Origin of the sequence: Rhodanobacter sp. FW104-R8 (genome assembly GCF_001617365.1) — a bacterium.
GTDB lineage: Bacteria > Pseudomonadota > Gammaproteobacteria > Xanthomonadales > Rhodanobacteraceae > Rhodanobacter.
The window spans coordinates 22,110-47,001 of record NZ_LVJR01000028.1 but is presented as its reverse complement, the minus strand read 5'-3'; the positions used below and the strand labels follow the sequence as shown (position 1 = coordinate 47,001).

The 24,892-nt window shown below is 68.9% G+C and carries 25 protein-coding genes; 16 read left to right on the top strand and 9 right to left on the bottom strand.

Going from position 1 to position 24,892, the window contains the following annotated elements:
• The first annotated feature begins 69 nt into the window (after positions 1-69).
• The 7 genes from RHOFW104R8_RS09060 to RHOFW104R8_RS09030 all read left to right on the top strand — a co-directional run bounded on the left by RHOFW104R8_RS09060 (position 70) and on the right by RHOFW104R8_RS09030 (position 7,673).
• The gene (locus tag RHOFW104R8_RS09060) at positions 70-954 is read left to right on the top strand and encodes a class I SAM-dependent methyltransferase (RefSeq protein WP_082823577.1); all 885 of its coding nucleotides are present in this window, start codon (positions 70-72) and stop codon (positions 952-954) included.
• Between the two features lie 3 nt (positions 955-957).
• On the top strand, positions 958-2,196 hold the full coding sequence (locus RHOFW104R8_RS09055; RefSeq protein ID WP_068093913.1) for an amidohydrolase family protein: 1,239 nt from the start codon (positions 958-960) through the stop codon (positions 2,194-2,196).
• Positions 2,196-2,921: a class I SAM-dependent methyltransferase gene (locus RHOFW104R8_RS09050; RefSeq protein WP_068093915.1), complete on the top strand. Its 726-nt coding sequence runs from the start codon at positions 2,196-2,198 to the stop codon at positions 2,919-2,921. Before RHOFW104R8_RS09055 ends, RHOFW104R8_RS09050 begins: the two co-directional genes overlap by 1 nt.
• Positions 2,918-4,426, top strand: coding sequence for a B12-binding domain-containing radical SAM protein (locus tag RHOFW104R8_RS09045; RefSeq protein WP_068093918.1), 1,509 nt, complete (start codon positions 2,918-2,920; stop codon positions 4,424-4,426). Before RHOFW104R8_RS09050 ends, RHOFW104R8_RS09045 begins: the two co-directional genes overlap by 4 nt.
• Positions 4,427-4,603: 177 nt before the next feature.
• Positions 4,604-5,719: a glycosyltransferase family 4 protein gene (locus tag RHOFW104R8_RS09040; protein ID WP_068094049.1), complete on the top strand. Its 1,116-nt coding sequence runs from the start codon at positions 4,604-4,606 to the stop codon at positions 5,717-5,719.
• Positions 5,716-6,822, top strand: coding sequence for a glycosyltransferase family 4 protein (locus RHOFW104R8_RS09035; protein WP_068093920.1), 1,107 nt, complete (start codon positions 5,716-5,718; stop codon positions 6,820-6,822). Before RHOFW104R8_RS09040 ends, RHOFW104R8_RS09035 begins: the two co-directional genes overlap by 4 nt.
• Positions 6,823-6,857: 35 nt before the next feature.
• The gene (locus RHOFW104R8_RS09030; RefSeq protein WP_161487797.1) at positions 6,858-7,673 is read left to right on the top strand and encodes a class I SAM-dependent methyltransferase; all 816 of its coding nucleotides are present in this window, start codon (positions 6,858-6,860) and stop codon (positions 7,671-7,673) included.
• Between the two features lie 50 nt (positions 7,674-7,723).
• On the opposite strand, the gene RHOFW104R8_RS09025 is transcribed toward RHOFW104R8_RS09030, so the two are convergent.
• From RHOFW104R8_RS09025 to RHOFW104R8_RS09010, 4 genes are read right to left on the bottom strand one after another with little or no spacing between them, the layout of a single operon-like run.
• Complete coding sequence (locus tag RHOFW104R8_RS09025) at positions 7,724-8,647, bottom strand: flavin reductase (protein WP_068093923.1); 924 nt, start codon at positions 8,645-8,647, stop codon at positions 7,724-7,726.
• Between the two features lies 1 nt (position 8,648).
• Positions 8,649-9,353 carry a class I SAM-dependent methyltransferase gene (locus tag RHOFW104R8_RS09020; protein ID WP_235604375.1) on the bottom strand — a complete coding sequence of 235 codons (705 nt, stop codon included), beginning with the start codon at positions 9,351-9,353 and terminating at the stop codon, positions 8,649-8,651.
• Between the two features lie 19 nt (positions 9,354-9,372).
• Positions 9,373-10,620: a nucleotidyltransferase family protein gene (locus tag RHOFW104R8_RS09015; protein WP_068093925.1), complete on the bottom strand. Its 1,248-nt coding sequence runs from the start codon at positions 10,618-10,620 to the stop codon at positions 9,373-9,375.
• Between the two features lie 7 nt (positions 10,621-10,627).
• Positions 10,628-12,100, bottom strand: a complete 1,473-nt coding sequence (locus tag RHOFW104R8_RS09010; RefSeq protein ID WP_068093926.1) for a B12-binding domain-containing radical SAM protein — start codon at positions 12,098-12,100, stop codon at positions 10,628-10,630.
• A gap of 241 nt (positions 12,101-12,341) precedes the next feature.
• Between RHOFW104R8_RS09010 and RHOFW104R8_RS09005 the strand changes: the two genes are divergently transcribed.
• Positions 12,342-13,364 carry a serine kinase gene (locus tag RHOFW104R8_RS09005; RefSeq protein ID WP_153021693.1) on the top strand — a complete coding sequence of 341 codons (1,023 nt, stop codon included), beginning with the start codon at positions 12,342-12,344 and terminating at the stop codon, positions 13,362-13,364.
• A 66-nt stretch (positions 13,365-13,430) separates the two neighbouring features.
• Positions 13,431-15,182: an ABC transporter ATP-binding protein gene (locus RHOFW104R8_RS09000; protein ID WP_068093928.1), complete on the top strand. Its 1,752-nt coding sequence runs from the start codon at positions 13,431-13,433 to the stop codon at positions 15,180-15,182.
• A gap of 270 nt (positions 15,183-15,452) precedes the next feature.
• Here the strand turns inward: RHOFW104R8_RS09000 and merR are convergent, their stop codons facing one another.
• Entirely contained in the window at positions 15,453-15,860 is a 408-nt protein-coding gene (gene merR / locus RHOFW104R8_RS08995) for an Hg(II)-responsive transcriptional regulator (protein ID WP_068093930.1), read from the bottom strand.
• Between the two features lie 71 nt (positions 15,861-15,931).
• Between merR and merT the strand changes: the two genes are divergently transcribed.
• The 5 genes from merT to RHOFW104R8_RS08970 all read left to right on the top strand — a co-directional run bounded on the left by merT (position 15,932) and on the right by RHOFW104R8_RS08970 (position 20,330).
• Positions 15,932-16,282, top strand: coding sequence for a mercuric ion transporter MerT (gene merT, locus RHOFW104R8_RS08990; RefSeq protein WP_068093932.1), 351 nt, complete (start codon positions 15,932-15,934; stop codon positions 16,280-16,282).
• Between the two features lie 12 nt (positions 16,283-16,294).
• A complete protein-coding gene (gene merP, locus RHOFW104R8_RS08985; protein ID WP_068093941.1) occupies positions 16,295-16,573 on the top strand; it encodes a mercury resistance system periplasmic binding protein MerP in 279 nt (92 codons plus the stop codon).
• A 304-nt stretch (positions 16,574-16,877) separates the two neighbouring features.
• Positions 16,878-18,557, top strand: a complete 1,680-nt coding sequence (gene merA, locus RHOFW104R8_RS08980; protein WP_082823575.1) for a mercury(II) reductase — start codon at positions 16,878-16,880, stop codon at positions 18,555-18,557.
• Between the two features lie 13 nt (positions 18,558-18,570).
• Complete coding sequence (locus RHOFW104R8_RS08975) at positions 18,571-18,933, top strand: MerC domain-containing protein (protein ID WP_068093943.1); 363 nt, start codon at positions 18,571-18,573, stop codon at positions 18,931-18,933.
• Positions 18,888-20,330 carry an NAD(P)/FAD-dependent oxidoreductase gene (locus RHOFW104R8_RS08970; RefSeq protein ID WP_235604374.1) on the top strand — a complete coding sequence of 481 codons (1,443 nt, stop codon included), beginning with the start codon at positions 18,888-18,890 and terminating at the stop codon, positions 20,328-20,330. Before RHOFW104R8_RS08975 ends, RHOFW104R8_RS08970 begins: the two co-directional genes overlap by 46 nt.
• Before the next feature lie 10 nt (positions 20,331-20,340).
• On the opposite strand, the gene RHOFW104R8_RS08965 is transcribed toward RHOFW104R8_RS08970, so the two are convergent.
• From RHOFW104R8_RS08965 to RHOFW104R8_RS08955, 3 genes are all read right to left on the bottom strand, one after another.
• Entirely contained in the window at positions 20,341-20,742 is a 402-nt protein-coding gene (locus RHOFW104R8_RS08965) for a MerR family transcriptional regulator (RefSeq protein WP_068093948.1), read from the bottom strand.
• Positions 20,739-20,975 (bottom strand): glutaredoxin domain-containing protein, encoded by a 237-nt coding sequence (locus tag RHOFW104R8_RS08960; RefSeq protein ID WP_063089503.1) that lies wholly within the window; start codon positions 20,973-20,975, stop codon positions 20,739-20,741. The genes RHOFW104R8_RS08965 and RHOFW104R8_RS08960 overlap by 4 nt, the downstream gene beginning before the upstream one ends.
• Before the next feature lie 377 nt (positions 20,976-21,352).
• A complete protein-coding gene (locus RHOFW104R8_RS08955; RefSeq protein ID WP_068094056.1) occupies positions 21,353-22,276 on the bottom strand; it encodes a transporter in 924 nt (307 codons plus the stop codon).
• Between the two features lie 203 nt (positions 22,277-22,479).
• Here RHOFW104R8_RS08955 and RHOFW104R8_RS08950 point away from each other — a divergent pair, with 203 nt between their 5' ends.
• Together RHOFW104R8_RS08950 and RHOFW104R8_RS08945 are read left to right on the top strand one after the other, a co-directional pair.
• A complete protein-coding gene (locus RHOFW104R8_RS08950; RefSeq protein WP_068093952.1) occupies positions 22,480-22,860 on the top strand; it encodes a heavy-metal-associated domain-containing protein in 381 nt (126 codons plus the stop codon).
• A 1-nt stretch (position 22,861) separates the two neighbouring features.
• Positions 22,862-23,881, top strand: a complete 1,020-nt coding sequence (locus RHOFW104R8_RS08945) for an NHL repeat-containing protein (protein WP_068093954.1) — start codon at positions 22,862-22,864, stop codon at positions 23,879-23,881.
• Positions 23,882-23,968: 87 nt separating this feature from the next.
• Here the strand turns inward: RHOFW104R8_RS08945 and RHOFW104R8_RS08940 are convergent, their stop codons facing one another.
• Positions 23,969-24,829, bottom strand: a complete 861-nt coding sequence (locus RHOFW104R8_RS08940; protein ID WP_068093956.1) for a sterol desaturase family protein — start codon at positions 24,827-24,829, stop codon at positions 23,969-23,971.
• Positions 24,830-24,892: the final 63 nt, after the last annotated feature.

Sequence of the window (24,892 nt, the reverse complement as noted above, 5' to 3'; positions counted from 1 at the left end):
GGCCGACCGGCGGCTGGCCCGGTCGTGGCGGCGAATCGCTGGCGGCATGGCGGTGGACGAGAGATCGGCATGAACGGGCAGCACACACTTGAATGCGGGAGCACGGCCGGACCCGCCCCGGACGCTCGCCGGCCGTGTGCCGACCTGTCCCTGGACGAGGCGCAACTGCTCGACACGCAGCGCGCCTTCGACAGCGTCGCCGCCGATTACGACGGCCCGCGCGGCAACAACGAGCTGGTCCAGCGCATGCGGCTGGCCCTGTGGGACGCCGTGCAGGGCGAGTTCCCGAGCGCCTCGCGCCTGCTCGACCTGGGCTGCGGCACCGGCATCGACGCCCTCGAATTCGCCCGGCGCGGCCACCAGGTCGTCGCCAGCGACTGGTCGCCGCGGATGGTCGCGCGCACCTGGGCACGCGCGGTCGCCGAGGATCAGCAGGCCCGCGTCAGCGCGATCCATCTCGGCATCCAGCAGCTCGACCGGCTCGACGACGCGTTCGACGGCATCTACTCGAACTTCGGCCCGCTGAACTGCGCGCCGGATCTCGGCAGCGTGGCGGGCGAATGCGCGCGCCTGCTGCGGCCCGGCGGCCGGCTGGTCTTTTCGGTGATGGGCCGGATCTGCCCGTGGGAGCTGGGGCACTACGCGCTGCGCGGCCGCTTCCGGCGCGCCGGCGTGCGCGCCGCGCGCGGCGCCACCGCGGTGGGCATGAACCGCCACACGATCTGGACCCGCTACTACCTGCCGCGCGAGTTCTACCGCGCATTCGCCGGGCACTTCTCGTTGGCGGGCTACCGCGCGCTGAGCCTGTTCATGCCGCCGCCCTACCTGGTGGACTACTACCGCCGCCACCGCCGCTGGTGCGAGCGGCTGGGCTGGCTCGACGACCGCTTGGGCGCGCTGCCGCTGCTGCGCGACATGGGCGATCACTTCCTGATCGTGATGCGGCGGCGCTGAGCGATGGACGTACTCCAGGCCGCGTTGGACGTCAGCCTGTGCCGCGCGGTGTCGATCGCGCCCGCAGGCGCCTCGCGCGCGCCGTTGCCGATCCGGGCCGGGCGGATCGGCTCCTCGCTGGCCGCGCGGGCCTGGCGGATCGACCTGCACGACCACCTGATCTTCCCCGGCATGATCAACGCGCACGAGCATCTGCACGTCAACGCCGTGCCGCCGCTGCCCACGGCGGCGCCGTTTCCCAACAGCTACGCCTGGATCGCGGCGTTCCAGGCGCACTTCAAGGAGCCTGCCGTGGCCGCCGCGCTGCAGGTGCCGAAGGCGCTGCGGCTGCGCCACGGCGCGCTGAAGAACCTGCTCGCCGGCACCACCTGCGTGGCGCATCACGATCCCTGGCACCCGGCGCTCGACGCGATGGATTTTCCGGTGGCGCTGCTGCGCGATTACGGCTGGAGCTACGCGCTGGGCTGGCCCGGTTATGGTCCGCCGGTGCAGTCGAGCTTCGCCGCCACGGCCGCCGATCGCCCGTGGCTGATCCACCTGGCCGAAGGCACCGACGCGACGGCGCAGGCGGAACTCGATCAGCTGGACCGGCTGGGTTGCCTGGCGGCGAACAGCGTGCTGGTTCACGGCGTGGGCCTGCGCAAGCGCGACGTCGACCGGGTGATCGCCAGCGGTGCGGCGGTGGTCTGGTGCCCGACCAGCAACCGCACCCTGCTCGGGCGCTCGCTGGACCCGCGGCGGCTGTGCGCGGCCGGGCGCCTCGCGCTGGGCAGCGACTCGCGGCTCAGCGGTGCGCGCGACCTGCTCGACGAGATGCGCGGGGTGGTCGCCCGCGGCGAGCTCGGCCCCGCGCAGCTGCTGGAACTGGTGACCACCGCGGCCGCGCGCATCCTGCGCCTGCCCGGGCGCGGCAGCCTCGCGCCGGGCGCGCGGGCGGACCTGGTGATCGTCGAGGACCGCGGCGGCGACGCGGAAAGCAGCCTGGCGGGCATCCGGCGCAGCGACATCCGCGCCGTGGTGCGCGACGGCGTTCCGCGCATCGCCGATCCGGATTTCGCCGAATGGTTCGCGGCCGCCGGCGTGGACGCCGTGCCGGTAACGCTGGACGGCAAGCCGAAACTGCTGGCCGGGCCGCTGGCCGAGCCGGCGCTGCTCGCGCTCGAGCCCGGGCTCGAGTGTGAGCGGGTCGCCGGGCACAGCGGGCGCGCGTGTGGTGCCACCGTCGAAGCCGGGTGCTACTGATGTCCGGCCCCTCGATGCTCGAACCGCGCGCGGCCTACGCACTGTGGGCGCCCAGCTATCCGGCGCATGCGCACAATCCGGTGATGCAGGCCGAGGAGCGCGCGATGCTCGGGCTGATGCCCGCCGCATTGCACGGACAGGCGGTGCTCGACGTCGGCTGCGGCAGCGGGCGCTACATGCTGCATGCGCTGCGCCGCGGCGCGGCACGCGTGGCCGGCGTGGATCTATCGCCGCAGATGCTGGAACGTGCCGGCTCGGAGCTGGCCGCGCTGCACGCCGACGCGCCGGTCGTGCTGGTGCAGGGCAGCCTGACCGCGCTGCCGCTGCCGGATGCCCGGGCGAACCTGACGGTGTGCGGCCTGGTCGTCGGACACCTCGACGACCTTGAGCAGTCGCTGGCCGAGCTGCGCCGGGTGACCCGGCCCGACGGCACGCTGCTGTGCAGCGACGTGCATCCGATCGGGCATGCGCTGGGCTGGCGGCGCGATTTCAAGTCCGGCGGCCTGAGCTACGCCGTGCGGCACACGCCGCATCTGTACAGCCACTGGCATCGCGCCTGCGCGGTGCTCGGGCTGCGCATCGAGCGCGTGCTGGAACCCATGCTCGACCCGGCCGACATCCCCGCCGGTGCGCACTTCGACCGCAGGGCGCTGGAGGTTCCCGTCGCGCTGGTGTTCCAGCTGCGACGGACGCCTGACGCCGCCTGCCTGCAGGCCTGCCCATGACCCGGCCGCGCACCTTGCTGATCAATCCCACCATCACCTCGCGTACCAGCGCGCGGTTCCCGCTGGCGCTGCTGCACCTGGCGGTGGCGCTAGACCGCAGCGGCAGCAGCCGGATCATTGACGGCAACGTGGACCGCGACTTCGTCAACGACACCCTGCGCGCGATGGAACAGGAGCGCTTCGACGCCGTCGGCATCGGCGTGATGGGCGGCCCGCAGGTGGCGCCGGCGATCGCCGTGTCGCAGGCGATCCGCGAACGCTTTCCTGCGCTGCCGATCATCTGGGGCGGCTACTTCCCCACCCTGCACACGGAGGCGACGCTGGCCGCGCCCTACGTCGACTACGCGGTCCGCGCGCAGGGCGAGGACACCCTGTCGGAGCTGGTCGCCACGCTTGGCGGCAGCGGCCCCGCACTGGAACGGATCGCCGGGCTGTCCTGGAAGAACGCCGGCACGGTGGTGCACAACCCGGCCCGCCGCATCATGCGCAACGACCCCGCGGGGTTGCTGCCCTACGACAAGCTCGGCGATCCGCGCCGCTACCTGGCGCGCACCTACCTCGGCCAGCGCACCGTCGCGCACCAGGCGGCGATCGGCTGCCGCTACCACTGCACCTTCTGCGGCGTGGCGGCGATGTTCGGCGGCGCCACCTTCCTGCCGGCGGCCGCGCGGCTCGAGCGCGAGCTGAGCTATCTCAAGCACGAGCTGGGCGCCGATGCGGTGCAGTACTTCGACCACAACTTCTTCGACCGCGAGGCGGACATGGTGCCGCTGCTCGAAGTGATGGCCCGGTTCGAACTGCCGTGGTGGTGCTTTGCCCGCGCGGACGCGTTGCTGAAGCTGTCGGAGCGCTCGTGGGAACTGGTGCGCAAGAGCCGGCTGCGGATGGCCTACATCGGCGCGGAATCGCCCAGCGAGCAGATGCTGCACGACATCCGCAAGGGCACGCGCCCGGACCAGACCCTGGCGGTGGTCGAGCAGTGCCGCCGCTACGGCGTGATCCCCGAGCTGTCGTTCATGGTCGCGCCGCCGGAGAACACCGAGGAAGAGACCGAGCGCACTTTCGAGTTCATCCGCGAGCTGAAGCGGATCAATCCGCAGACGGAGATCGTCATCTACATCTACACGCCGCTGCCGGAGCACAGCCGCCACGAAAAGGACCGCAGCAAGCGGCCGGGCGTGCCGCTGCTCGACCTCAACGGCGAACCGGTGGTGTTCCCCACCACGCCGGACGAGTGGACCCGGCCGCGCTGGGTCGACTACGCCTGCCACGTCGATGCGCCCTGGCTCACCGACCGGCTGCGCCATCGCATCAACGACTTCGTCACCGTGCTGCGCTGCCGCTATCCCACGGTGCAGGACCTGCGAGCGCCGCCGTGGGCCAAGCGCAACCTGAGCGCGATGGCCGGGTGGCGCTACCGCTTGCGCAAGTACGACCGGCCGTGGGAACTGAACCTGGCGAACCGGCTGGTGCGCCTGCGCATGCCGCAGGTGTCGGGCCTCTAGGCGTGGGGACCACAGAAATGTTCGAGGCGAAAAGTTCTGGCTGCGAGGACAGTTTTTCGACGATTCGCCGGCCCATGGTGGTTCCATGGGCCAAGAGGCGGCGGAAAAATGGACCGTAGGCAGGACTTTGCAGCCCGGACAGTTTCTGTGGCCCGCGCGCCTAGGCCGGTGCCGGCCGTGCACGTGGCGCAGATCAATTTCCTGCCGCTGCCGGCGGGCCTCGCCTCGGCCGACGTCTTCGAGCAGTGGCCTTCGCTGGCCGATATCGCCGAAGCGGTGGCCAGCGCCGGCACCCGCGTCTCGGTGATCCAGCTGGCGACGCGCCCGGAGCGCGTGCTGCGCAACGGCATCGACTACCGTTTCGTCGCGGTGCCCGGCGCGGAGTGGACGCGCCGCCTCGCCGAGGTGCTGGGCGAGATCGGGCCCGACGTGCTGCACGTGCATAGCCTGGGTTTTGCCGCCGATGCGTTCGCCCTGGCGCGACACCTTCCGTTGCTGCCGATCGTGATCCAGGACCACGCCGACCGGCCGCCGCGCCGGTGGCGGCGGCCGTGGTGGCGGCGCTGGTACGGGGCTGCCGCAGGCGTCGCCTTCACCGCGGTCGAACTGGCGCAACCGTTCACCCGCGCCGGCCTGTTCGCGCCGCGCACGCGGCTGTTCGCGATACCCGAATCCAGCAGCCGCTTCATGCCGGGCGATCGCGCCCGCGCCCGCGCCGAGACCGGCCTGCACGGCGATCCCGGCGTGCTGTGGGTCGGCCATCTGAACTCCGGCAAGGATCCGCTGGTGGTGCTCGACGGCGTAGCCCAGGCCGCGTTGCGCCTGCCTGGCCTGCAGCTGTGGTGCGCGTTCGGCAACGCGCCACTGCTCGACGCAGTGCAGCAGCGCGTCGCGCGCGACCCGCGGCTGGCCGGGCGCGTGCATCTGCTCGGCAAGGTGGCGCACGCGCAGGTCGAGACGCTGCTGCAGGCCGCGGACCTGTTCGTCGCGGGCAGCCATGCCGAGAGCTGCGGCTATGCGTTGCTGGAGGCGCTGGCCTGCGGCGTGGCGCCGGTGGTCACCGAGATCCCCGCGTTCCGCGCGCTGACCGGCGACGGCCGCGTCGGTCGCCTGTGGCCCTGCGGCGATGCCGCAGCACTGGCCGAGGCGCTGGTCGATGTCGCGGCGAACCGGCCATCGCCGGCACAGGTGCGCGCCCACTTCGACGCCACGCTGTCGTTCGCCGCGCTGGGCCGCCGCTGGGCGGATGCCTATGCGCAGCTGCTCGACGACCGGCGGCGGAGGGCGGGATGAAACTCGCGCTGGTGGTGCCGGGCGGGGTGGATCGCAGCGGCGAGTTCCGCGTGATCCCGGTCTTGCTGGCGCTGATAGGGCGGCTGGCGCGCGCGCACGACGTGCATGTCTTCGCGCTGCGCCAGGAAGCAGCCGCGGGTCGCTGGCAACTCGCCGGCGCCACCGTGCACAACATCGGCGACGGCTGGACCCGGCTGCGCGCGATCGCGGCGATCCGCGCCGAGCATCGCCGCGCACCGTTCGATGTGATCCAGGCGATCTTCTCCGGCTCCTGCAGCCTGGTCGCCGTCGCCGCGGCGAAATGGCTGCGACGGCCGAGCCTGGTGCATGTCGCCGGCGGCGAGCTGGTCACGCTGTACGCGATCGGCTACGGCGGCCGGCGCAAATGGAAAGGGCGGCTGCGCGAGGCGGTGGTGCTGCGCGGCGCCGATGTCATCACCGCGGCCAGCGCGCCGATCATCGATTCGCTGCAGACGCTCGGCCTCAAGGCCCGGCGCGTGCCGCTCGGCGTCGACCTGCGGACATGGCCGCCGCTCGCGCCGCGCGAGCGCAGCGCGAAGCAGGCGCGGCTGATCCACGTCGCCAGCCTCAATCGCGTCAAGGATCAATCGACCCTGCTGCAGGCGCTGGCCGTTCTGGCGGAGGCAGGACTGGACTTCCGGATGGATATCGTGGGCGAGGACACGCTGCAGGGTGAAATGCAGCAGCTGGCGCGCCGGCTTGGACTGGAACAGCACGTGCGCTTTCATGGGTTCAAGACCCAGCGCGAGTTGCGCCCGCTCATGGAGTCCGCCGATCTGTTGGTGATGTCGTCGTTGCACGAGGCCGGGCCGCTGGTGGCGCTTGAAGCCGCGGCGGCCGGCGTACCCACCGTGGGCACGGCGGTCGGACACATCGCGGAGTGGGCGCCGTCGGCGGCGTTGGCCGTACCCATCGGAGAGGCGCCGGCGCTCGCGGACGCCATCCGCCGGCTGCTTGGCGACGAGGAGCTGCGGCTGCGATTGGCCGCGACGGCGCAGTGCCGAGCGATCCGCGAGGACGCCGATCACACCGCCCTCGCGTTTGAAGCGATTTATCTACGGTTGCTCGCCGCATGCGAATGAAAGGCGCCCCGGGCTCGTCGGACCGCCGGGCCGGCATGCTCGGCGATACCCCGCAACGCGATTACGCGGAGAAGCTGCGGCTGTTCAACGCCTTCGCCCGACCCGAGCTGTGCGAGGCGATCGACGCGTTGTCGCTGCCGGCGGGTTCGCGCGTGCTCGACGCCGGTTGCGGCACGGGCGAGGCGGTCGCCTGGTTCCACGCGTCGATGCGGGGCCGCGCGATGGTGGTGGGGATGGATCTGGCGACCGCGCATGTCCTTGCCGCTCGCCGTAGCGCGCCGGCCGGCGCGCCGATCCTGCAGGCCGACATGATGCAGCCGCCCCTGGCGGACGGCAGCTTCGATCTCGTCTGGGCCGTCAATGCCATCAATCATCTGCGCGATCCCGTCGCCGGCGTGCGGGTCCTCTCGAAGCTGCTGCGCCCGGGTGGGCGCCTCGTGCTGGGGCAAAGCTCGCTGGTGCCGGACATGTACTTCGCGTGGGACGCGCGCCTCGAAAAATGCGTCAACGAGGCGGTACGGGCGTATTACCGGGAGCGTTACGGCCGCAGCGAGCGCGAATTCGCCGCGGTCCGTTCGCTCGTCGGATGGTTGCAGCAGGCCGGACTGCGGGACGCGACCGTGCGAACGCGGATGATCGAGCGCACGCATCCGCTCACGGACGCAGACGAGCGTTATTTGCTGGAGTGCATCTTCCGCGATTCGTGGGGGGAGCGCCTGCGAAAGTACATGGACGCGGAGGATTTCGACGAACTCGGGCGCCTGTGTACGCCCGACGATGAACGCTACGCGCTGCGACGCCGGGATTTCCATTTCCTGCAAAGCCTCACGATCGCGGTGGCGACGAAATAGGAAGCCGTACCTTCCCATTCGCCGCCATCGCTCCTCCCGGGCGGCGCGGGCTAGACCTCCGTAAACGGCATGCCCTGCCGGCGGCGATAGGCTTGATGAAAGCCTGCCGTGTGATGCAGCTGGGCGCCTTCCGCCAGGTTTTCGTCGGAAGCGATACGGCAAAGGAAAAACGTGTGCGAGCCGATCTCCTGGCTGTGCACGATGGCCAATTCCCGGATGCGCAACGCCGCGGCCACCGCGGGAATGCCGAACTCCCGCGACGGGCGAACCGGGAACGGGAATTCGTTCCAGTCCGGCAGCGGCTGCTTGTGATGCTCGCTGAGCTTGTACACGGCCGCCTTCATCGTCGCGGGGACGCCGGACAGGGCAACCCTGCGCACGTCTCGCATGACCGGTACGGAGACGTTGGTGCTGCGCAACGCGAGCGAAAAAAGTCCGCTCCGCTGCAGCGGGCCGATCAGGTCCATCGGGAAGATGTTCCGGTGGCCCGGCGCATCGACCGAGACCAGGACGACCGGCCGCGGGCACAGGTAGGCGATCATCAGCTGCTGTACCGCGGCAGGCTCCAGCGCGGAGTGGGGCGACGAGCGGTTCTTCCGCATCAGGCGGTTCTGCAGCCATGCGTTCCACGGGCGCCGCGGCCAGCCCAGACAGCGGTGTTCGCCGGCGGCGACGCGGTAGAGGGCGAGCGAGGCCGTTCCGGCCGCGACGGATACTGTCTGCTCCAGGTGCAAGACGCCGAGCAGCCTTCCCGTGGCGCTGTCGACGTACTCGAGCAGGGGGTGCGGGCCGGCCTCGACACTGGTCGCGATCATGAGCGGCTTGAGCGAGGCCACGGTATGGTCCGCCGTGACGTCCGCCGCGTTGCCGCCCCAGCGCAAGCTGGCGCTGACCGCCTGCTGCGGGGGCGCAACGGCCACCACCGACCATTGCGGCAGGGGGCGTACGAACGGCCTTATCCAATCCTTCCACATTTCAGATCCGCCGAAAGAGCAGGAACGTGTAGAGCTGGGTGATCCATCCGAAACCGCGCGGCACGAGCCGTTCCAGCCGGAAATACGGCGCCGCCGCCTGCGCCACGACACGCGGCGCAAAACGGTGGATGCGGCTTTCGCTGGGGATGGCGTAGCGACCGGTTCGCGCGAGGTTCATGACGTTCGCCCGCCACCAGCGGTAGCGCGCATCACCGAGGTAGTAAGGGTTGAGCATGCTGGCCAGGACGAAACCGCCCGGGCGGACCACGCGCGACAACTCTTCGAAAAGCGCTGCGTGATCCGCGAAATGGTTGAGTACCGCGAAGTCCGCCGTGACCGCGTGCACCTTGCACGCGAGCGGCGACGCCACCGCGATGATGCTCCTGCGGGCGAGTTCGCCGTGGCAGTACTGCGCCAGGTACTCGCGCATCGCTTCCGCAGGTTCGTACACGAAAGTCAGGTGTCCGCTGGCGGCATATGCCTTGGCGTCGATGCCGGTGCCGGCACCGAAATCCAGCACGTCGGCTCCCGCGGGCAGCAGGTCCAGCGCCATCTTCTGGAACCGGTCGCGCACCGCCCGGTCCCGCTGCGAGGCCAGGATGACTTGGTGGTACTGCTCTCCGCTGTGCACGTCGTCGACCGCCTTGCTGACCCACCCACTGGCTGATGCCTGTCGCCGAAGCCCGGGCGTCGGGCAGGCGCCCACTCGCACAAGCTTCCAGACCCTATCTCGAAATGACCAGGGTGAGTTTCTTGCTCGTCTTTGGAGCGAGAGGTTCCAATGCCGCGCGTACCACGTACATGGTGTCCATCCGCGGCACCGGCCGGGTGAGCCAGGTCAGGATGCGCCGGCGGTGCGGCGAGGTGACCCAGCTTTGCCCCTGCAGCCAGAGCTGGGTGCGCACCATGTCGGCGCGCTCCTTGCGTGCTTCGTCCGGAGGGCTCACGCGGTTCCTGAGGTAGCGTCCGGCTTCGCGGACGGAGCGCGACCACTCGATGCCGGGCAGCGCGTGCAGCCACAGTTCCGAGCACGAAACCCGGGTCAGCGTCTGCCGGCGCGAGATCGCCCGCAGCAGCGACGGGCAGTCGCGTGCGAGCCGGGCCAGCACGGCGGCGGGAATCACTTTCGGGTAGTGGCGCGCGACCAGCCGCAGCGGTGGCAGCGCCCACCACGGCGGCTCGGCGGCATCGCCATGCCACAGCACGTTCCAGTCGTCGTCGGTCATGCGCGCCGCCAGCAGCGCGATGTCGTGCAGGTGCAGCAGGCGCAGGCTGCGCCCGCACATGTTGCCCGCCGCGTGCAGCAGCAGGTGGCTCATCAGGGCGCCGCTCGACGGATAGGGATTCAGGCCGGGCCGCGGCTCGCGCGGTTGGATCCGCGCGGTGATGTCGACCGCGGATACCGGCAGCCGCTCGCGGATGCGGGTATGCAGCTCGATGTTGACCGGCGTGTCGCGGTGCTCGCCCAGTCCGGCGTAGGGCCGGCCGGTGGCCGGCTTGAACACCCGGTGCTTCCACTGCGCGAACGACTCCACGTAGCCGAGTTCCAGCAGCAGCTCGATCGCCGCGGCGGCATCGTCCTCGCGCACCAGCAGGTCGATGTCGGCCATCGGCCGTTCGCCCGGCGCGTAGATCCCCAGCGCGTGCAGCGCGGAGCCCTTCAGCGGCACCATCGCCAGCCCGGCGGCGCGGGCGTCGGCGTCGATGCGCTGCAGCAGCGCCGCGATGCGCCGGTGGCGCTGCTCGACGTGTTTGCGCTGGCTTTCCAGGAAGCGCCGCCACGGCGGGTTCTCCCACGCGCAGCATCGGCACAGCAGTGGCGATACGCCATGCGCGACGGCGACGGCCGCCGCCAGCCGCCAGTCGAGCTCGCTCCACGCCGGCGTCGCGCCGCCCGGTCGCGCCAGTTCCGCCGCGAGTGCCTCGGTGGTTCGGCGCAAGCCGTGCCGGACGATCCTGAGTGGCGGCAGCATGGCGCGGTCAGTGCAGCTGCAGGGCGATGTGCCGCGCCGCGGGCGGCGGCGACGCGGCGTTCGGGTTGCGGTGCGCGCCCTCGCCGGCGATCAGCGCCTGCCACTGCGCATCGAGCGCGGCGCGGCGCGCCGCCTGTTCGGCGGGCTCCGCCCGCCGGATGGCGACCTGCTCGTGCAGCAGGTCGCGCACGCTACGGTAGAAGTCCGTGTCGTAGGCGCCGCGGAACATCATGGCCAGGTCGCCGCTGTCCTGCCAGTGCGTCTTCGGGCCCAGCTGGGCCTTCACCTGCTCGTAGAACTTCGTGCCCGGCAGCGGGTAGGACACGCTCACGCCGATGTCGTCCGGCGCGGTCTGCGCAATCAGCTCGCGGGTCGCCAGCAGGTCGTCCAACTGCTCGCCGAGATAGCCGAGCTGGATGAAGAAGCCCACGCGGATGCCGTGTTTGCCCAGACGGGCGCGGGCGGTGGCGAGGTCGGCGACCTTGGTGCCCTTGTTCATCGCGTCCAGCACGCGCTGGCTGCCGCTCTCCGCGCCGAGCCACGCCTCCGCGCAGCCGGCCTGGCCGAGCGCGGCGGCCATGCGCTCGCTGATCAGGTCGGCGCGGGTCTGGATGGTGAACGGCACCGGCCCGTCGGCGGCGTGCAGCTGCGCGGCGAACTCCGCCACCCAGTCGACGCGGAAGCCGAAGATGTCGTCCGCCAGCCAGACGTGGTCCGGCTTGAACGTCCGTTTCAGGTAGCTCATTTCCGCGGCCACGTCCTCGGCGCTGCGCTGGTTGTAGTGGTTGCCCCAGATCGGCTTGGCGCACCAGTGGCAGCGGAACGGACAGCCGCGCGACGCCGCCATGTTGAGGCTGAAGTAGCCGTGCCGCTCGTGCCACATCGCGCGGTAGCGCTCGATGTCGACCAGGTCCCAGGCGGGGTGGCCGGCCAGCCGCGGGTCCGGCGGCAGCGCGCCGAGCCGGGTCAGTCGGGTCTGCCCATTCGTCAGCGTGGCGACGCCGCCGAGGCCGTCCGTCCAGTCGTCGCCGGCCTCCGGGTGGCGCTGCAATCGTTCGATCAGTTCGACCAGGGCGGCGATGCCTTCGCCCACCAGCACCGCGTGCGCACCTGCGGCGAGGAAGGCGTCCGGGCGGTCGGAGGCGTCGGAGCCGGCGACGATCACCCGGGCGCCGCCGGCGCGCGCGGCGGCGATCATCCGGCAGGCCGCTTCGCGCATGCGGCCCAGGCACATCTTGGTCAGGAAGTTGAAGTTGTCCTCGTACAGCACCACCACGTCCGGCCGGGTAGCGCGCAGGGAAGCCTCGAAGTCGCCGACGCCGTCGGCGAGCATCGCGTCGAACAGGCTGACCGCGTGCCCCATCTGCCGCAGCAGGGCGGCGACCTGGATCGTGGCGAGCGGCGGATACGGCTTGCCGCGCTCCCACTGCTTCGGGTCGAACCGCAGGAAGTAGGAGTGGCCGACGTGAATCCTCAGCATCTCGGGGTAGCCTCGATCGTAGCCATGGGACCGACGCGCGGCGCCATCGCTCGACGCTGCCGGGACGTAAGTGCCCCGGCGCGCGCCTTCGGTTGCCTGGTGCGGCAAAAAACATCCGGCCGCATGCGTGACGGCAGGCGCGCAGGCACAACCTTTGTCGCCGGAAGCCGCACTTACCGGCCAGCGTGTCGGCACGCACTGCCGCGCCACCGACGACAGTGGAAACCCGCGATCGGCGACGATGACCCCGAACCCACAGCGCAGTACCCCCGACGCCGCTTCCGACCCGTTCGGCGAGCGCACGCGCGGGCAGGTTTCGCTGCGCCGGCAGATCATGGGCGGCCGCTTCCGCTTCGAGAGCGCCAGCGCGGCGCTGCTGGACCTGGTCGAGGCCGCCTATGCCGGCCTGCCGTCGCACCGCTTCCCGATGGTCGCGCCGGAGTTCCACATCGAATTGCGCCTGCTGCCGCGCCGGGTGTCGCCGCCTGCCGCCGAGCCGCCGCCGGTGCGGATGCAGTCCGGCGCCGGCCTGCTCTGCGGCGTGATGGACGTGTCGAACTACGTGGTGCTGGCGCCCGCGCAGCGGCAGGCCCTGGTGGTGGCTTCCGAGGACATGCTCGAGCGCCCCTATTACCTGCGCTACGAACTCATCGAGTTCGCCGTGTTCACCCTGGCCACGCGCGGGCTGGGCCTGGTTCCGCTGCACGGCGCCTGCGTCGGCCGGCAGGGGCGCGGCCTGCTGCTGCTGGGGGGCAGCGGTTCAGGCAAGTCGACCCTCGCCTTGCACAGCCTGTTGCAGGGCCTGGATTTCCTCGCCGAAGACGCGGTCTTCGTGCAGCCGGACAGCTTGCTCGCCACCGGCGTCGCCAACTACGTGCACGTGCAGGCCGATGCGCTGCGCTTCGTCGACGACGAGGCGGTCCGCCGCTGGATCGGCGGGGCACCGCGCATCCGCCGCCGCAGCGGCGTCGAGAAGTTCGAGGCCGACCTGCGCCAGGGCCCCGGCCGGCTGGCCGCGGCGCCGCTGCAGCTGGCTGGCGCGGTGTTCGTTTCCGGCCGGCCGGCCGACGATCCCGACATCTTGTTGAGCCCGATCCCGCGGGGCGAAATCGCCGCACGGCTGGCGGCCGATCAGCCGTATGCGGCCGGCCAGCCGGGCTGGCATCGCTTCGAACAGCAGCTGGCCCGGCAGGGGGTTCATCAATTGCGCCGCGGGCGCCATCCGCGGGCCGCCGTGGACGCGCTGCGGCAGTTGCTCGACTGACGCATTCGCGTGCCCGCGGCGACGGTGCAGGCACAACCTTTTCGGCCGCGCATCGCACTTACCGGCATGCCAAATTCCGGGTCGGCAGAAGCGGCAGGTGATGGTGCGCAGGGTCTGCTGCGTTCGCTGGCGCGCACGCTTACCGGCGTCGAGCGGGTGGAAACGGTCGCGTACGTGGTGCTGTCGCTGGGCGCGGCGTTCGCCGGCAGCCTTGCGGCCCTGCTGCTGGTGCCGCTGGTGCAGCCGGGACAGGCGTTGCCGTTCGGCGGCGTGCTGCTCGACCCGCGCCGCAGCGTCGAGACGCAGGCCGCCGCCTTCGCCGCCGCGACCGGCGCCTTCGCGCTGCTGCGCTGGCAGGCGGCGCGGATGGGCGCGCGCCTGGTCGGCCGCTACGGCATGCACCTGCGCCGCGCGGTGCATGCGCGCCTGATCGAGGCGCCGCTGACCTCGCTGGCGGATGCGACGTCGGCGGAAATCGCCAACGTGCTCACCCACAACGTCGAACTCATCGTGCAGGGTTTCAGCGCCCTGCAGCAATTGCTGATCGCCGGCGTCAGCGCCGCCGTCAGTCTGGGCTTCGCGTTCTGGGTCTCGCCGCCGCTGATGCTGGCGACGCCGTTGCTGGTGGGCCTCGGACTGCTGGCGTCGCGCGCCTACGGCCGCGAGCAAGCGCTGGTCGGCCGCCAGTACGTCGCCGACATGACCCGATTGTTCTGGCACAGCGAGGATTTTCCGCGGCGCCTGCGTCATGTCCGCTCGTTCGAGCGCGAGGCGGCGGAGCAGGCGAGTTACGGCGCCATCTCCGCCCGGCTGTGCGATGGCTACCGGCGCCAGCTGGAGCTGGTGGCCTCCGGCCGGTTGATGCTCGAACTGCTGGCGGCGGCCGGGATCGCCGCGCTGTTCGTGCTCGCGCACCGCTGGCACGGGGTCGAGCAGTCCGCGCTGATCGCGGTGTGCCTGCTGCTCGGGCGCCTGCTGCCCTACCTGGTGACCACGCGGCAGAGCTTCCAGCAGCTGCGCTCGGCCGCGCCGGCCTTCGAACTGTGGCGGCGCTACGTGAGCCTGGAGTCCGTTCGCCCGTCTGCAGTGCCCTCGCCCACGGGCACGTCGAGCGCTGCGCTGCACATCGAGCGGATGCGTCTGACGCCGCCGCCCGGCGGGCTCGAGGTTGGCGAGCTGGTGCTGGCGCCCGGCGAACTGACCCTGATCAGCGGCGACTCCGGCATCGGCAAGAGCAGCCTGGTCGACGTGCTGGCCGGCATGATGGCGCCCGAAGTTTTCTTGGCGCGCCGCGACGGCCGGTCGATCGGTTTCGACGCGTACCGCGAGCTGGTGCGCCACGGCGCCTACGTCAGCCAGAACGTGCGGCCGTGGCAGCAGTCCGTGCGCGAATGCCTGCGGTGGGCGGCGCCCGAAGCCACCGACACGATGTTGCGCAGCGCGCTGGCCGACGTCGGTCTCGACCGGCGGCTGGCCGATTCGCCGCACGGCCTCGACACCGCGCTGCACAGTGCGTCGAGCCGGCTTTCCGGCGGCGAACTGCAGCGCCTGCTGCTGGCCCAGGTCATCCTGCGCCGGCCGTTCCTGGCCGTGCTGGACGAGGCCACCAGCGCACTCGACGCCGTCGCCGAGACTGCGGTTCTCGCGGCGATGCGGCGCCGCCTGCCGCAGACGATCCTGATCGTCGTGTCGCACCGGCCCGGCGTGGCGGCGATCGCCGACCAGTGCCTGACCATCGGCACCGACCTCGTCACCACGGTGGCCGGAAGGCCGGCCTGTGCCGTAGTGGCGGCCGGCTCATTGGGTCGCAGCGAATGAGCGCCGCCGGTGATCCCGAACTCGAAGACCGCGCAGGGAAATCACCCATGCAGTCGGTGCGGTCAGGCATCGATCTGCTCGAGCGGGATGAAGAAAGGCCAAACGTTGGTACAAAACCCGAGGAAAAGGCTACTGGAGCTACCTGTCATACATGCAGAACTGGGGCGCGCAGCGAAGTTTATCCATCAGCGTGACACGGGCGCCTGTTGATTCGACGGGGGTCTCGGAATGCCAGCCATGAATGGATGGGCTAGTGGCGATATCGGCGTATCAGTCAGCATGCAGCGAAGCGATCAACGGGCATGAAACGCTGCCACGCTGCGTGCAGCACTGCTCGACCAGGGCCGATAGTGCTGTCTTCATGCGGGTGAGGTCGGCCAGGCGTGCACGCACGTCAGCCAGCCGCAATGCAGCCAGTTCGGCAGCTTCGCTGCAGTGGGTGCCGTCGTCCAGCTTCAGCAACTGCGACACTTCCTCCAGGTTGAACCCGAGGCGTTGCGCTGATTTGATGAACTTCACCCGGGCTACGTCCGCGCTCCCGTAGCGGCGAATGCCGCCCAGCGGCCGGTCCGGCTCAAGCAGCAGGCCCTTGCGCTGGTAGAACCGGATCGTCTCGACGGTGACCCCGGCGGACTTGGCGAAGGCGCCGATCGGCAGGTTGTTCCGCTCCGACTTCATGCGCTTGACTCCGTACTTGACTACGGGAATACGGTATCGCATCGACGACAAACCCGAAAGGAGGGAGCTGCATGTCCGAATCCGCACACCGCAAGGGCGCGCTGGCCTTGGGCGGCCTGGCCGCGATCCTGGCCTCCACGTGCTGCCTTGGCCCCCTGATCCTGGTCCTGCTGGGCTTTTCGGGCGCATGGATCGGCAATTTGACCGTACTGGAGCCGTATCGGCCGCTCTTCATTGCCGTGGCGGTAGGGCTGCTGTTCTTTGCGTACCGCCGCATCTTTCGTCCCACCGCTGCCTGCCGGCCGGGTGAGGTGTGTGCCATCCCCCAAGTACGGGCAACCTACAAAATCGTCTTCTGGGTCGTCGTCGCGCTGGTGCTGGTCGCGCTGGCGTTTCCCTACGTTCTGCCACTGTTCTACTGAAGGAGACATCTCATGAAAATGCTTTCTAAGCTCATCGTCCTTGCCGCCGCCGTCAGTGCGCCTGCATGGGCGGCCACGCGGACCGCCACCCTGTCGGTGCCGGGCATGACGTGCCCCGCCTGTCCGGTTACGGTCAAGAAGGCGCTGTCCAAGGTACCCGGTGTCGAAAAGACCCAGATCCTTCTCGAACAGCGCCAGGCCGTCGTTACCTATGACGATGCCAAGACCGGCCTCGCCGATTTGACCAGGGCGACCACGGATGCCGGCTACCCGTCGACGCAGGTGCGCTGATGGCCTTAGCTCGCGCGCGTGGCCGACAAGGCTGGCCTGATCGGCAGCGTCGTTTCGGCGGCATCCTGCGTGAGCTGTTTCCCGGCAGTGGCAAGCCTGGGGGTGGCGGCGGGACTGGGTTCGCTGCGTCCATCGGGCCACCGCTCCGGCTAGCTGCTGTATCCGGGGCTGGCGCTGATGGCGGGGGTATCGATCTTCGACCTGTTGCGGCCAGCAAGAGTCTGCGTGGTACCCCGGGCCGGCAAGTGCTGATTTCCATGTGCGGCCCCCAAACACGGGAGCGACCCACCAGGGCTGAATTTGCATGACTGAAACATACGGTTTGAACAAACAGGCGCTCGAGGTCAGTGGCATGACCTGCCAGGCGTGCGCTCGCCACGTGCAGGAGGCGCTGTCCAGCGTGGATGGCGTGACCAGCGCAAGCGTGGACTATCCGGCGGCTACCGCCCAGGTGGTGGCCGGTGCGGCTCTGTCCGTCGCCGCGCTCAATGCCGCACTGCCGCCACCCTATCGCGTACGAGCGCTGGCGCCGTCGCCGGCCGCGGATCACGCGGCAAGGCATGGCGGGCCCGTGGCCGGCCATGACGCTCGTCTGCGTGTGGCGGTGATCGGCACCGGCGGCGCGGCCATGGCTGCGGCGCTCACGGCCGCCGAGCGCGGCGCGCAGGTGACGGTGATCGAACGCGGCATCGTCGGCGGCACCTGCGTCAACATCGGCTGTGTGCCTTCCAAGATCATGATCCGCGCTGCTCACGTCGCTCATACCCGCCGTCACAGCGCGTTTGACGGCGGCATCGACGCCCACGCACCGGCGATCCGCCGCGACGTGCTGCTGGCCCAGCAGCAGGCGCGGGTGGAGGAGCTGCGCCACGCCAAGTACGAGCGCATCCTCGACGGCAATCCGGACATCACTCTGTTGCGCGGCGAAGCGCGCTTCGTCGACGGCCACACGTTGGGCGTGCGCCTGGCCGAAGGCGGCGAGCGTACGCTGGCGTTCGACCGTTGCCTGATCGCCGTCGGCGCGCGGCCGGCCGTGCCGCCGATCCCGGGCCTGGCCGGTACGCCGTACTGGACCTCCACCGACGCGCTGGCAGCCGATCACATTCCCAGGCGCCTGCTGGTACTCGGCGCGGCGGTGGTCGCCGCGGAGCTGGGCCAGGCTTATGCGCGGCTGGGCAGTGACGTGACGGTGATCGCCCGCAGCGAGCTGTTCTTCCGCGAGGACCCGGCCGTCGGCGAGGCGATCGGCCGGATCTTTGCCGACGAGGGTATCCGCGTGCTGCGTCAGACCCAGACCCGCGCGGTGCGCCATGAAAACGGCGAGTTCATCCTCGACACCAGCGCCGGCCAGCTGCGCGGCGATGCGCTGCTGGTGGCAACCGGCCGCACGCCCAACGGCGACACGCTGGAGTTGGCCAAGGCCGGCGTGCGCGCGGCGGAAAGCGGTGCCATCGAAGTCGATGCGCAGCTGCGCACTTCGGCGGCGCACATCTACGCCGCCGGCGACTGTACAAACCAGCCGCAGTTCGTCTATGTCGCCGCCGCCGCCGGCACCCGCGCTGCCATCAACATGACGGGGGGCGATGCCCGTCTGGATCTTTCTGCCATGCCGGCCGTGGTGTTCACCGAACCGCAGATCGCCACGGTGGGGCTGAGCGAGGCCGAGGCGCGCCTCAAGGGTATCGAAACCGATAGCCGCACGCTGAGCCTGGACAACGTGCCGCGGGCGCTGGCCAACTTCGACACGCGAGGCTTCATCAAGATCGTGGTGGAGGCGGCCAGCGGCCGGCTGATCGGCGTGCAGGCGGTGGCCGACGGGGCCGGCGAGCTGATCCAGACCGCGGCCATCGCGTTGCGCGCAGGCATGACGGCAGCCCAGCTGGCCGACCAGCTGTTCCCGTACCTGACCATGGTGGAAGGACTGAAACTGGCCGCGCAGACCTTCAGCAAGGACGTCAGGCAGCTGTCCTGCTGTGCAGGTTGATGGAGACCATCGCATGAAAGATCTTCTCAAGCAGCTTGGCAGCCTGCTTGGCGCGCTGTTGGCGGCGGCCTGTTGCCTGGGCCTGCCGCTGCTGCTCAGCGCACTGTCGGTGGCCGGCCTGGGCTTTCTCATCCATGACGCGATCTTGATCCCGCTGCTGGCAGCCTTCGTGGCACTGAACCTGTGGCTGCTATGGCGGGCCACCGGCCGTCATGCCAAGCGGCAGCCATTCGTGCTCGGTGTATTCGGCGGCGTACTGGCCGTGGTCGGCCTGTACATCCACCCGCTGGCGGCGACGCTGGGCCTGCTGATGTTGGTGGTCGCCAGTTTATGGGATTTTGCCAACGGCCGGCGTGCGAGGACCTGCGCGCACTGAATGCGCTTTGTCGCCGCTGCCCTCATCGCCAGGAGTCCTGCGTGAGCCAACAAAACTACGACCTCGTCGTCATCGGCAGTGGCACCGCTGCCAACGTCACCGCCTTCAATTGCCGCAAAGCCGGCTGGTCGGTGGCGATCATCGATCATCGGCCGTTCGGCGGTACTTGCGCACTGCGCGGTTGCGATCCGAAGAAAATGCTGATCGCCGCCACCGAAGTGATCGACGGCTTTACGCGTATGGGCGCCATAGGCACCGTGCAAGGCGAGTTGCACATCGACTGGGCTGCGCTGCAGCGGCACAAGCGTTCGTTCACCGACCCGGTGCCGGGTCATCGCGAACAGGCCTACGCCAAACTGGGCATTGATGCGTATCACGGCCGCGCCCGTTTCATTGGACGCAACACCGTTACGGGGAGCGATCGGACGCTCAGTGCAAAGCACATCGTCATCGCCGCCGGCGCGGAACCGGTTAGGCTGCCGATCGAGGGCGCCGCGCACCTGGCTTTGAGCGACGACTTTCTGAATCTTGAATCGCTGCCCAGGCGCATCGTGCTGGTCGGTGGCGGCTACATCGGTTTCGAGTTCGCCCATATCGCCGCGCGCGCCGGGGCCGATGTCTTGATCCTCAACCGAGGCATGCAGCCGCTGGCCGGCTTCGATCCAGATCTGGTCGGCCTGTTGGTTGAACGCACCCGCGCGCTCGGCGTGGCGGTACATGTCGGCCACGAGGTGAAAGCGGTGCGCAAGCACAGCGACGGCTTTGAAGTCGAGGCGCAGGGCCCGGACGGCCGCGTGGTATTTGCCGCCGATCTGGTGATCCACAGTGGCGGGCGCGCGCCCGTGCTGGAAGCGTTGGACCTGGACGCGGCCGGCATCGCGCACGACCACGGCCGGCTGACGCTGGACAAGACCTTCCGCAGCACCTCCAATCCTGCGGTATATGCCGCGGGCGATGCGTCCGGCGGCCCGTTGCCGCTGACCCCGGTGGCCGCACTGGAGGCCCACGCCGTGGTCGACAACCTCTTGCATGACAAGCGCGCCACGGTCGACTACACCGGTATTCCCAGTGCCGTGTTCACCCTGCCGGTGCTGGCCCGCGTCGGTCTGCTCGAAGCCGAAGCCAGGGCGCAGGGTCTGCGCTTCAAGCTAAGCCACGCCAGCGTGCCGGGCTGGTTCACTGCACGCCGTGTCAACGAATCATGCTACGGCTACAAGGTGTTGGTGGAGGAGGGCAGCGATCGCATCCTCGGCGCCCACCTGATCGGTCCGGATGCGGCCGAGGTGATCAACCTGTTCGGTTTCGCCATGCGTAGTGGGCGCGGCGCCGACGCGATCCGGCACGCCACCTTTGCCTACCCCACCGCGGCATCGGATATTGAATCCATGCTGCCGTGACTCAGGAGCCTCAGCGTCGGTCGCCGTCCAGTGATTCGAGAATCGGACAACCGTCTTCGCTGCCGGCGCACAGGTTCAACAGCAGTCGCAGCTCGTTGCGCAGCAGGCGCAGCGACTTCAGCCGGGTTTCCACCTGGGCCAGTTTTTCTCCGGCCACGCGGCGCACATCGGCTCGCGTCTGCTGCGGGCGTTCGCGCAAATGCAGCAGGTTGCCGATCTCGGTCAGCGAAAAATTCATCGCCTGCGCGCGCTGAATGAACTGCAGGCGTGCCAGATCGGCATCGCCGTAACGACGACGTCCGCCGCCGTCGCGCAGCGCCCGCGGCAGCAGGCCGATCTTCTCGTAATAGCGCAGCGTATCCGTCGGCATGTCGACGCGCGCAGCCAGCTCACCGATGCTCCAGCTGCTCATGACGCGCACATGCGGCGCAGCTTGACCACCGCCGCATGGCCTTGTCCGAACAGGCGGCCGTCAATGACTACCGCCGGTGGCCGGGTGATGCCGAGGCGAGCGGCGTGCTCGAGATGCTCCAGCACATCCTTCACTTCGGTATCGGCATCGAACTGGCGACCCATGTCGATCAGCTCGGCGGATACGCGCCGGCACACCGGGCAATACGTCGATTGGTAGACCACAATGTGCATGTGCGGGGATCCCGGTACGACCAGGAGTTTACGCCGGACGGCAAGGGCATGTACGACGAGCGGCGGCTTACGGAGCCTGCGTCTCCCGCTCCAAAAATTCGCAAGGCCCGGGTTCATGGCTCATGATCCTGGGGAAGGTTCTTGCGATCCAGTTGGTGCGTTGGGTTCGGCAGCGATGACCCGCTGAGCGGGTTCGCCAGCGCCCGGCACCAGATTTGGCGCGGCCGCCGTCGGTGTATAGGCAGCAGCCTTTGGCGCATCGGGGCTGCGCGAAATCCGGCCCAACCGTCGTGCACCCGCCCGGTGCTGTAGCGCGGGCGATGGCCGTCATGCGCAAAAGCTTGCTGAGTCGCTGCTGGGCAGGTGGCTGCGGGTGCTCACTGAAAGTGCGCCCTGAAGCCGATGTGGAAGATGTAGCGATCGCGCAAGGCGTGGCCGTTCATGTCCTGCGCGATCGGAATCTGCACGGCGGTTTCCAGTATGTAGTTCATGGTGACGAACTGCAGCCCCGGACTGACGAACCATTGGGTGCCTCCGCTATCGGGGACATCGAGGCCGTCCGTGCGGTCGCGATCCGTGCGGATCAGGTTGGTTTCCAGCACGCCGTAGAGGAACCGCGGGACACCGGCTCCCAACCGGCTCGGCCATAGCCGGTACTGGAACGAACCGTCGAGTTGGCTCACGGCGCCGGCCTGGTAGCCGTCATGCGTACCGGTAGCCTGGTAAGTGGCGCCGGCGTCGAACTCCCACGCCAAGGTCTGGTAGGTCGCGACGACCCCGGCCAAACCGCCCCAGGCGCCGGTACCGTTCTGGAATGGGCGCGGCAACGGGCCGAAACGATCAACCGTATGACTGCTGCCCGTGGGCGCGATGACGCCGGCCAGCGGTGCGATGCGAAAGGACCGTCCCGGTGCGTCGAGCTGGAACAGCGTGTAGCGCGCAAACAGCTGCGTGTCGCCAATCCCCGAGGCGGTAAGCCGCATACGGCCCATCGGGGTGGCCGCGTTCAGCGTCTTGTTGAGATACCAAGGGGCCATGGCAAACAGCGTCAGCCTGCTGGTGACACCATAGGCCAGCACGTTGCCCAGAACTCCGGCGTGCACGTCGAGCCCCGGGCCCGCTGTGTCATCGCTGCGATAAAGCTGAATGTACTGCTCACGCATCAGCCATTGGCCTTTGGCCACCGGTAACGCGGTATTGAAGGTGATCGGGCCGGCCGCGGCCAGAGCCGGCAGCAGGCAGGCCATCAGCCCGGCCAGTCTTCGTGTCACGCGGTGGCGCGTCAGTGTGATCGATGTCATGTGGGCGACTCCATCAGTGAGGTTCAAATCGGCAGCGCATCTCAGTGGGATGCCCATTCGCCAGGACTTCGAGAACCACGGTAGTTCTTGGAGTCAACTCCATGTCAAGTTTTTTGCAGACAGCTGTTGACATGGAGTTGACTCCAAGTGACACGCTTCCCATGCCTCGTCCTTTGACAGGCGTTGATCCCAGGAGAATTTCAATGAGCAGCAACCTGCGTCACCGCGTTTTGAACATGCCCAGGATCGCTTTCGCCTCGGCGCTGCTGGTGCTTGCCATGACTTTTGGCGCGGCCTTCCCGGCTCAGGCGGCGACATCGACTCCGGCGCAACAGGCCTGGCCCGCCGACGCCTACGTCGTGAGCGTGGACGGATTGGCCTGCCCGTTCTGTGCCTACGGCATCGAGAAGCAGTTCAGCCATCTTCCGGGCGTCACCGGCACCGACGTCAACCTCGCCAGCGGGGTGATCATGGTCCACGTCAAACCCGGCACGCGTTTCGATCAGGCGCAGATTACCCAGACCGTGAAACAGGCCGGCTTCACGTTGAAGGCGGTCATGTCGCAACCCGCCGGAGGGTACTGAGATGCGTCGCATCGTCAGGTGGGTCGCGATCTTCGGCGCGGGATTGGTCGGGTTGCTCGCCGTCGCCGCGCTGGTCATCGGGTTCGGCTTTGTACCCAGCGCGAAACAGCCGCCGTACCGGCGGGTTGCCAGTTGGGGCGGCCCCGGCTCGGCACCGGGACAATTCGACGGCCCCAACGGCATCGCGGTTGCCGATCATCGTGTCTATGTAGCCGATTCGCTGAACCACCGGATCCAGATCTTTGACTTGCAGGGACACTTCCTGAGCGCCATCGCGGTCGGTCCACAGGGTCTGCTGCCGCAGGCACGACCCATGAACTTGAACATCGCCGGCGACAAGCTCTACGTCGGCGACTACTGGAACGACGCGGTGCAGGTGTTCACGCTCGACGGGCGCCTGCTGCGCACCTTGGGCGGCCAACAGGGATCGGCACCGGGGCAGTTCCGCGCGCCCGGCGGTGCCAGCGCCGAGCCCGACGGCACCATCGCCGTGGCCGATTTCTATAACCAGCGCGTGCAGATGCTGTCGCCGCAAGGACGTTTTATTCGCCAGATCGGCATCACGGGACACAAGGGCTATGTGGCCGGCGGCAGCTTCAATTATCCGATGGATGTGGCTGTCTCTCCCTCGAACGGCCATGTCTACGTCGCCGATGGCTACAACGACCGCATCCAGGTGTTCGATCGGGATGGCCGCTTCTTGCGGATGTGGGGCGGCCCGTTCGGCCTGCATCTGCCCGCGTCGATCAACTTTCTCGGCGGACTGCGTGGCTGGTTCCGGACGCCGACTTCCGTAGCCATCGGCCCGCAAGGCGATGTGTTCGTGGCTGACCAGGAAAACAACCGGATTCAGAAGTTCACCGCCGATGGCCGCTTCCTGACCGCCTTCGACCAGCCGCCGCGGGCACCGGGGTATGGCGTCGGTGCGGTAGCCGTGACGGCGGACGGCGATGTCTATGTCACCGACCTAGCAGACCAGCACGTGGAGCGGTGGCAGCAGGGCATGCCCGCTCATCGTTGAACTCCTGACGGAGACGGGTCTCGGACGGTATCAGGCGCACGCAATCGGATCTGCTGAGTCGGGTATTGAACGCCGTGCTGATGTCGACTACGGCTTATGCATACCGTCGGTGCGCTCTGGCCGGGCATTGATCGGATAGCTGTGCACCGGCCCGCGAAATGGCTGCCAAAGCATGCGGTCCAACCGCAGCTCGCACGGGTCGCGGAACTGATTGATACCTATCGTCATACCGATCTGGCCGTCCCGCGGCTGGGCGCAGTAGGTGCCGAAGAGGCGATCCCACCAGGGCAGGTTGAAGCCGAAGTTGGAGTTGGTCTCGTGCGGATACCAGGAATGGTGCACGCGGTGCATGTCCGGCGTGACGAGAAGCCAGCGCAGCACGCCGTCCAGCCGCTGCGGCAGGCGAACATTGCCGTGGTTGAACATGGAGGTGGCATTGAGCAGCACTTCAAAAGCCAGCACGGCTACTGCCGGCGCGCCCAGCGCCGCGATCACACCTAGCTTGATGACCAAGGAAAGCACGATCTCGAACGGGTGGAAACGTGCGCCGGTGGTCAGGTCGAATTCGAGGTCGGTGTGGTGCACCCGGTGCAGTCGCCACAACAGCGGCACTGCGTGAAACATCACGTGCTGCAGATAGACGGCCAGATCCAACAGCAGTACGGACGAGACCAGAGCCAGCCCGTCGGTTACTCCCAGCGCCTGAAGCAACCCTCCGCCATGGGCGGCGGCAAACAAGGCGACACCGACCGCCGCGGTGGGGAAAATCAGCCGCACGAGCACGCTGTCGAGCACGACGATGCCCAGATTGCCGGGCCAGCGCTTCCATCGGCCGATGGCTTGGCGTCGCCTTGGCGCCAGCACTTCCCATAGCGCCATCACGGCGAAAATGCCGGAAAAGGCGCCGAGCCGGATCGCGGGTTCGTGGATGAGTAGAAACCGGGTCATGGTTGGGAGCTCCGATCAGAAGGTCCGGCGAATCGGTTTCGCCCCGATTGGATCCGGCGTCTC

What these genes read in the sequence shown, in the direction of transcription:
- RHOFW104R8_RS09060 (WP_082823577.1), top strand. Translation starts at nt 70, where the DNA reads ATGAACGGGCAGCACACACTTGAATGCGGGAGCACGGCCGGACCCGCC.
- RHOFW104R8_RS09055 (WP_068093913.1), top strand. Translation starts at nt 958, where the DNA reads ATGGACGTACTCCAGGCCGCGTTGGACGTCAGCCTGTGCCGCGCGGTG.
- RHOFW104R8_RS09050 (WP_068093915.1), top strand. Translation starts at nt 2,196, where the DNA reads ATGTCCGGCCCCTCGATGCTCGAACCGCGCGCGGCCTACGCACTGTGG.
- RHOFW104R8_RS09045 (WP_068093918.1), top strand. Translation starts at nt 2,918, where the DNA reads ATGACCCGGCCGCGCACCTTGCTGATCAATCCCACCATCACCTCGCGT.
- RHOFW104R8_RS09035 (WP_068093920.1), top strand. Translation starts at nt 5,716, where the DNA reads ATGAAACTCGCGCTGGTGGTGCCGGGCGGGGTGGATCGCAGCGGCGAG.
- RHOFW104R8_RS09030 (WP_161487797.1), top strand. Translation starts at nt 6,858, where the DNA reads ATGCTCGGCGATACCCCGCAACGCGATTACGCGGAGAAGCTGCGGCTG.
- RHOFW104R8_RS09025 (WP_068093923.1), bottom strand. Translation starts at nt 8,647, where the DNA reads ATGTGGAAGGATTGGATAAGGCCGTTCGTACGCCCCCTGCCGCAATGG.
- RHOFW104R8_RS09015 (WP_068093925.1), bottom strand. Translation starts at nt 10,620, where the DNA reads ATGCTGCCGCCACTCAGGATCGTCCGGCACGGCTTGCGCCGAACCACC.
- RHOFW104R8_RS09010 (WP_068093926.1), bottom strand. Translation starts at nt 12,100, where the DNA reads ATGCTGAGGATTCACGTCGGCCACTCCTACTTCCTGCGGTTCGACCCG.
- RHOFW104R8_RS09005 (WP_153021693.1), top strand. Translation starts at nt 12,342, where the DNA reads ATGACCCCGAACCCACAGCGCAGTACCCCCGACGCCGCTTCCGACCCG.
- RHOFW104R8_RS09000 (WP_068093928.1), top strand. Translation starts at nt 13,431, where the DNA reads ATGCCAAATTCCGGGTCGGCAGAAGCGGCAGGTGATGGTGCGCAGGGT.
- merR (WP_068093930.1), bottom strand. Translation starts at nt 15,860, where the DNA reads ATGAAGTCGGAGCGGAACAACCTGCCGATCGGCGCCTTCGCCAAGTCC.
- merT (WP_068093932.1), top strand. Translation starts at nt 15,932, where the DNA reads ATGTCCGAATCCGCACACCGCAAGGGCGCGCTGGCCTTGGGCGGCCTG.
- merP (WP_068093941.1), top strand. Translation starts at nt 16,295, where the DNA reads ATGAAAATGCTTTCTAAGCTCATCGTCCTTGCCGCCGCCGTCAGTGCG.
- merA (WP_082823575.1), top strand. Translation starts at nt 16,878, where the DNA reads ATGACTGAAACATACGGTTTGAACAAACAGGCGCTCGAGGTCAGTGGC.
- RHOFW104R8_RS08975 (WP_068093943.1), top strand. Translation starts at nt 18,571, where the DNA reads ATGAAAGATCTTCTCAAGCAGCTTGGCAGCCTGCTTGGCGCGCTGTTG.
- RHOFW104R8_RS08970 (WP_235604374.1), top strand. Translation starts at nt 18,888, where the DNA reads ATGGGATTTTGCCAACGGCCGGCGTGCGAGGACCTGCGCGCACTGAAT.
- RHOFW104R8_RS08965 (WP_068093948.1), bottom strand. Translation starts at nt 20,742, where the DNA reads ATGAGCAGCTGGAGCATCGGTGAGCTGGCTGCGCGCGTCGACATGCCG.
- RHOFW104R8_RS08960 (WP_063089503.1), bottom strand. Translation starts at nt 20,975, where the DNA reads ATGCACATTGTGGTCTACCAATCGACGTATTGCCCGGTGTGCCGGCGC.
- RHOFW104R8_RS08955 (WP_068094056.1), bottom strand. Translation starts at nt 22,276, where the DNA reads ATGACATCGATCACACTGACGCGCCACCGCGTGACACGAAGACTGGCC.
- RHOFW104R8_RS08950 (WP_068093952.1), top strand. Translation starts at nt 22,480, where the DNA reads ATGAGCAGCAACCTGCGTCACCGCGTTTTGAACATGCCCAGGATCGCT.
- RHOFW104R8_RS08945 (WP_068093954.1), top strand. Translation starts at nt 22,862, where the DNA reads ATGCGTCGCATCGTCAGGTGGGTCGCGATCTTCGGCGCGGGATTGGTC.
- RHOFW104R8_RS08940 (WP_068093956.1), bottom strand. Translation starts at nt 24,829, where the DNA reads ATGACCCGGTTTCTACTCATCCACGAACCCGCGATCCGGCTCGGCGCC.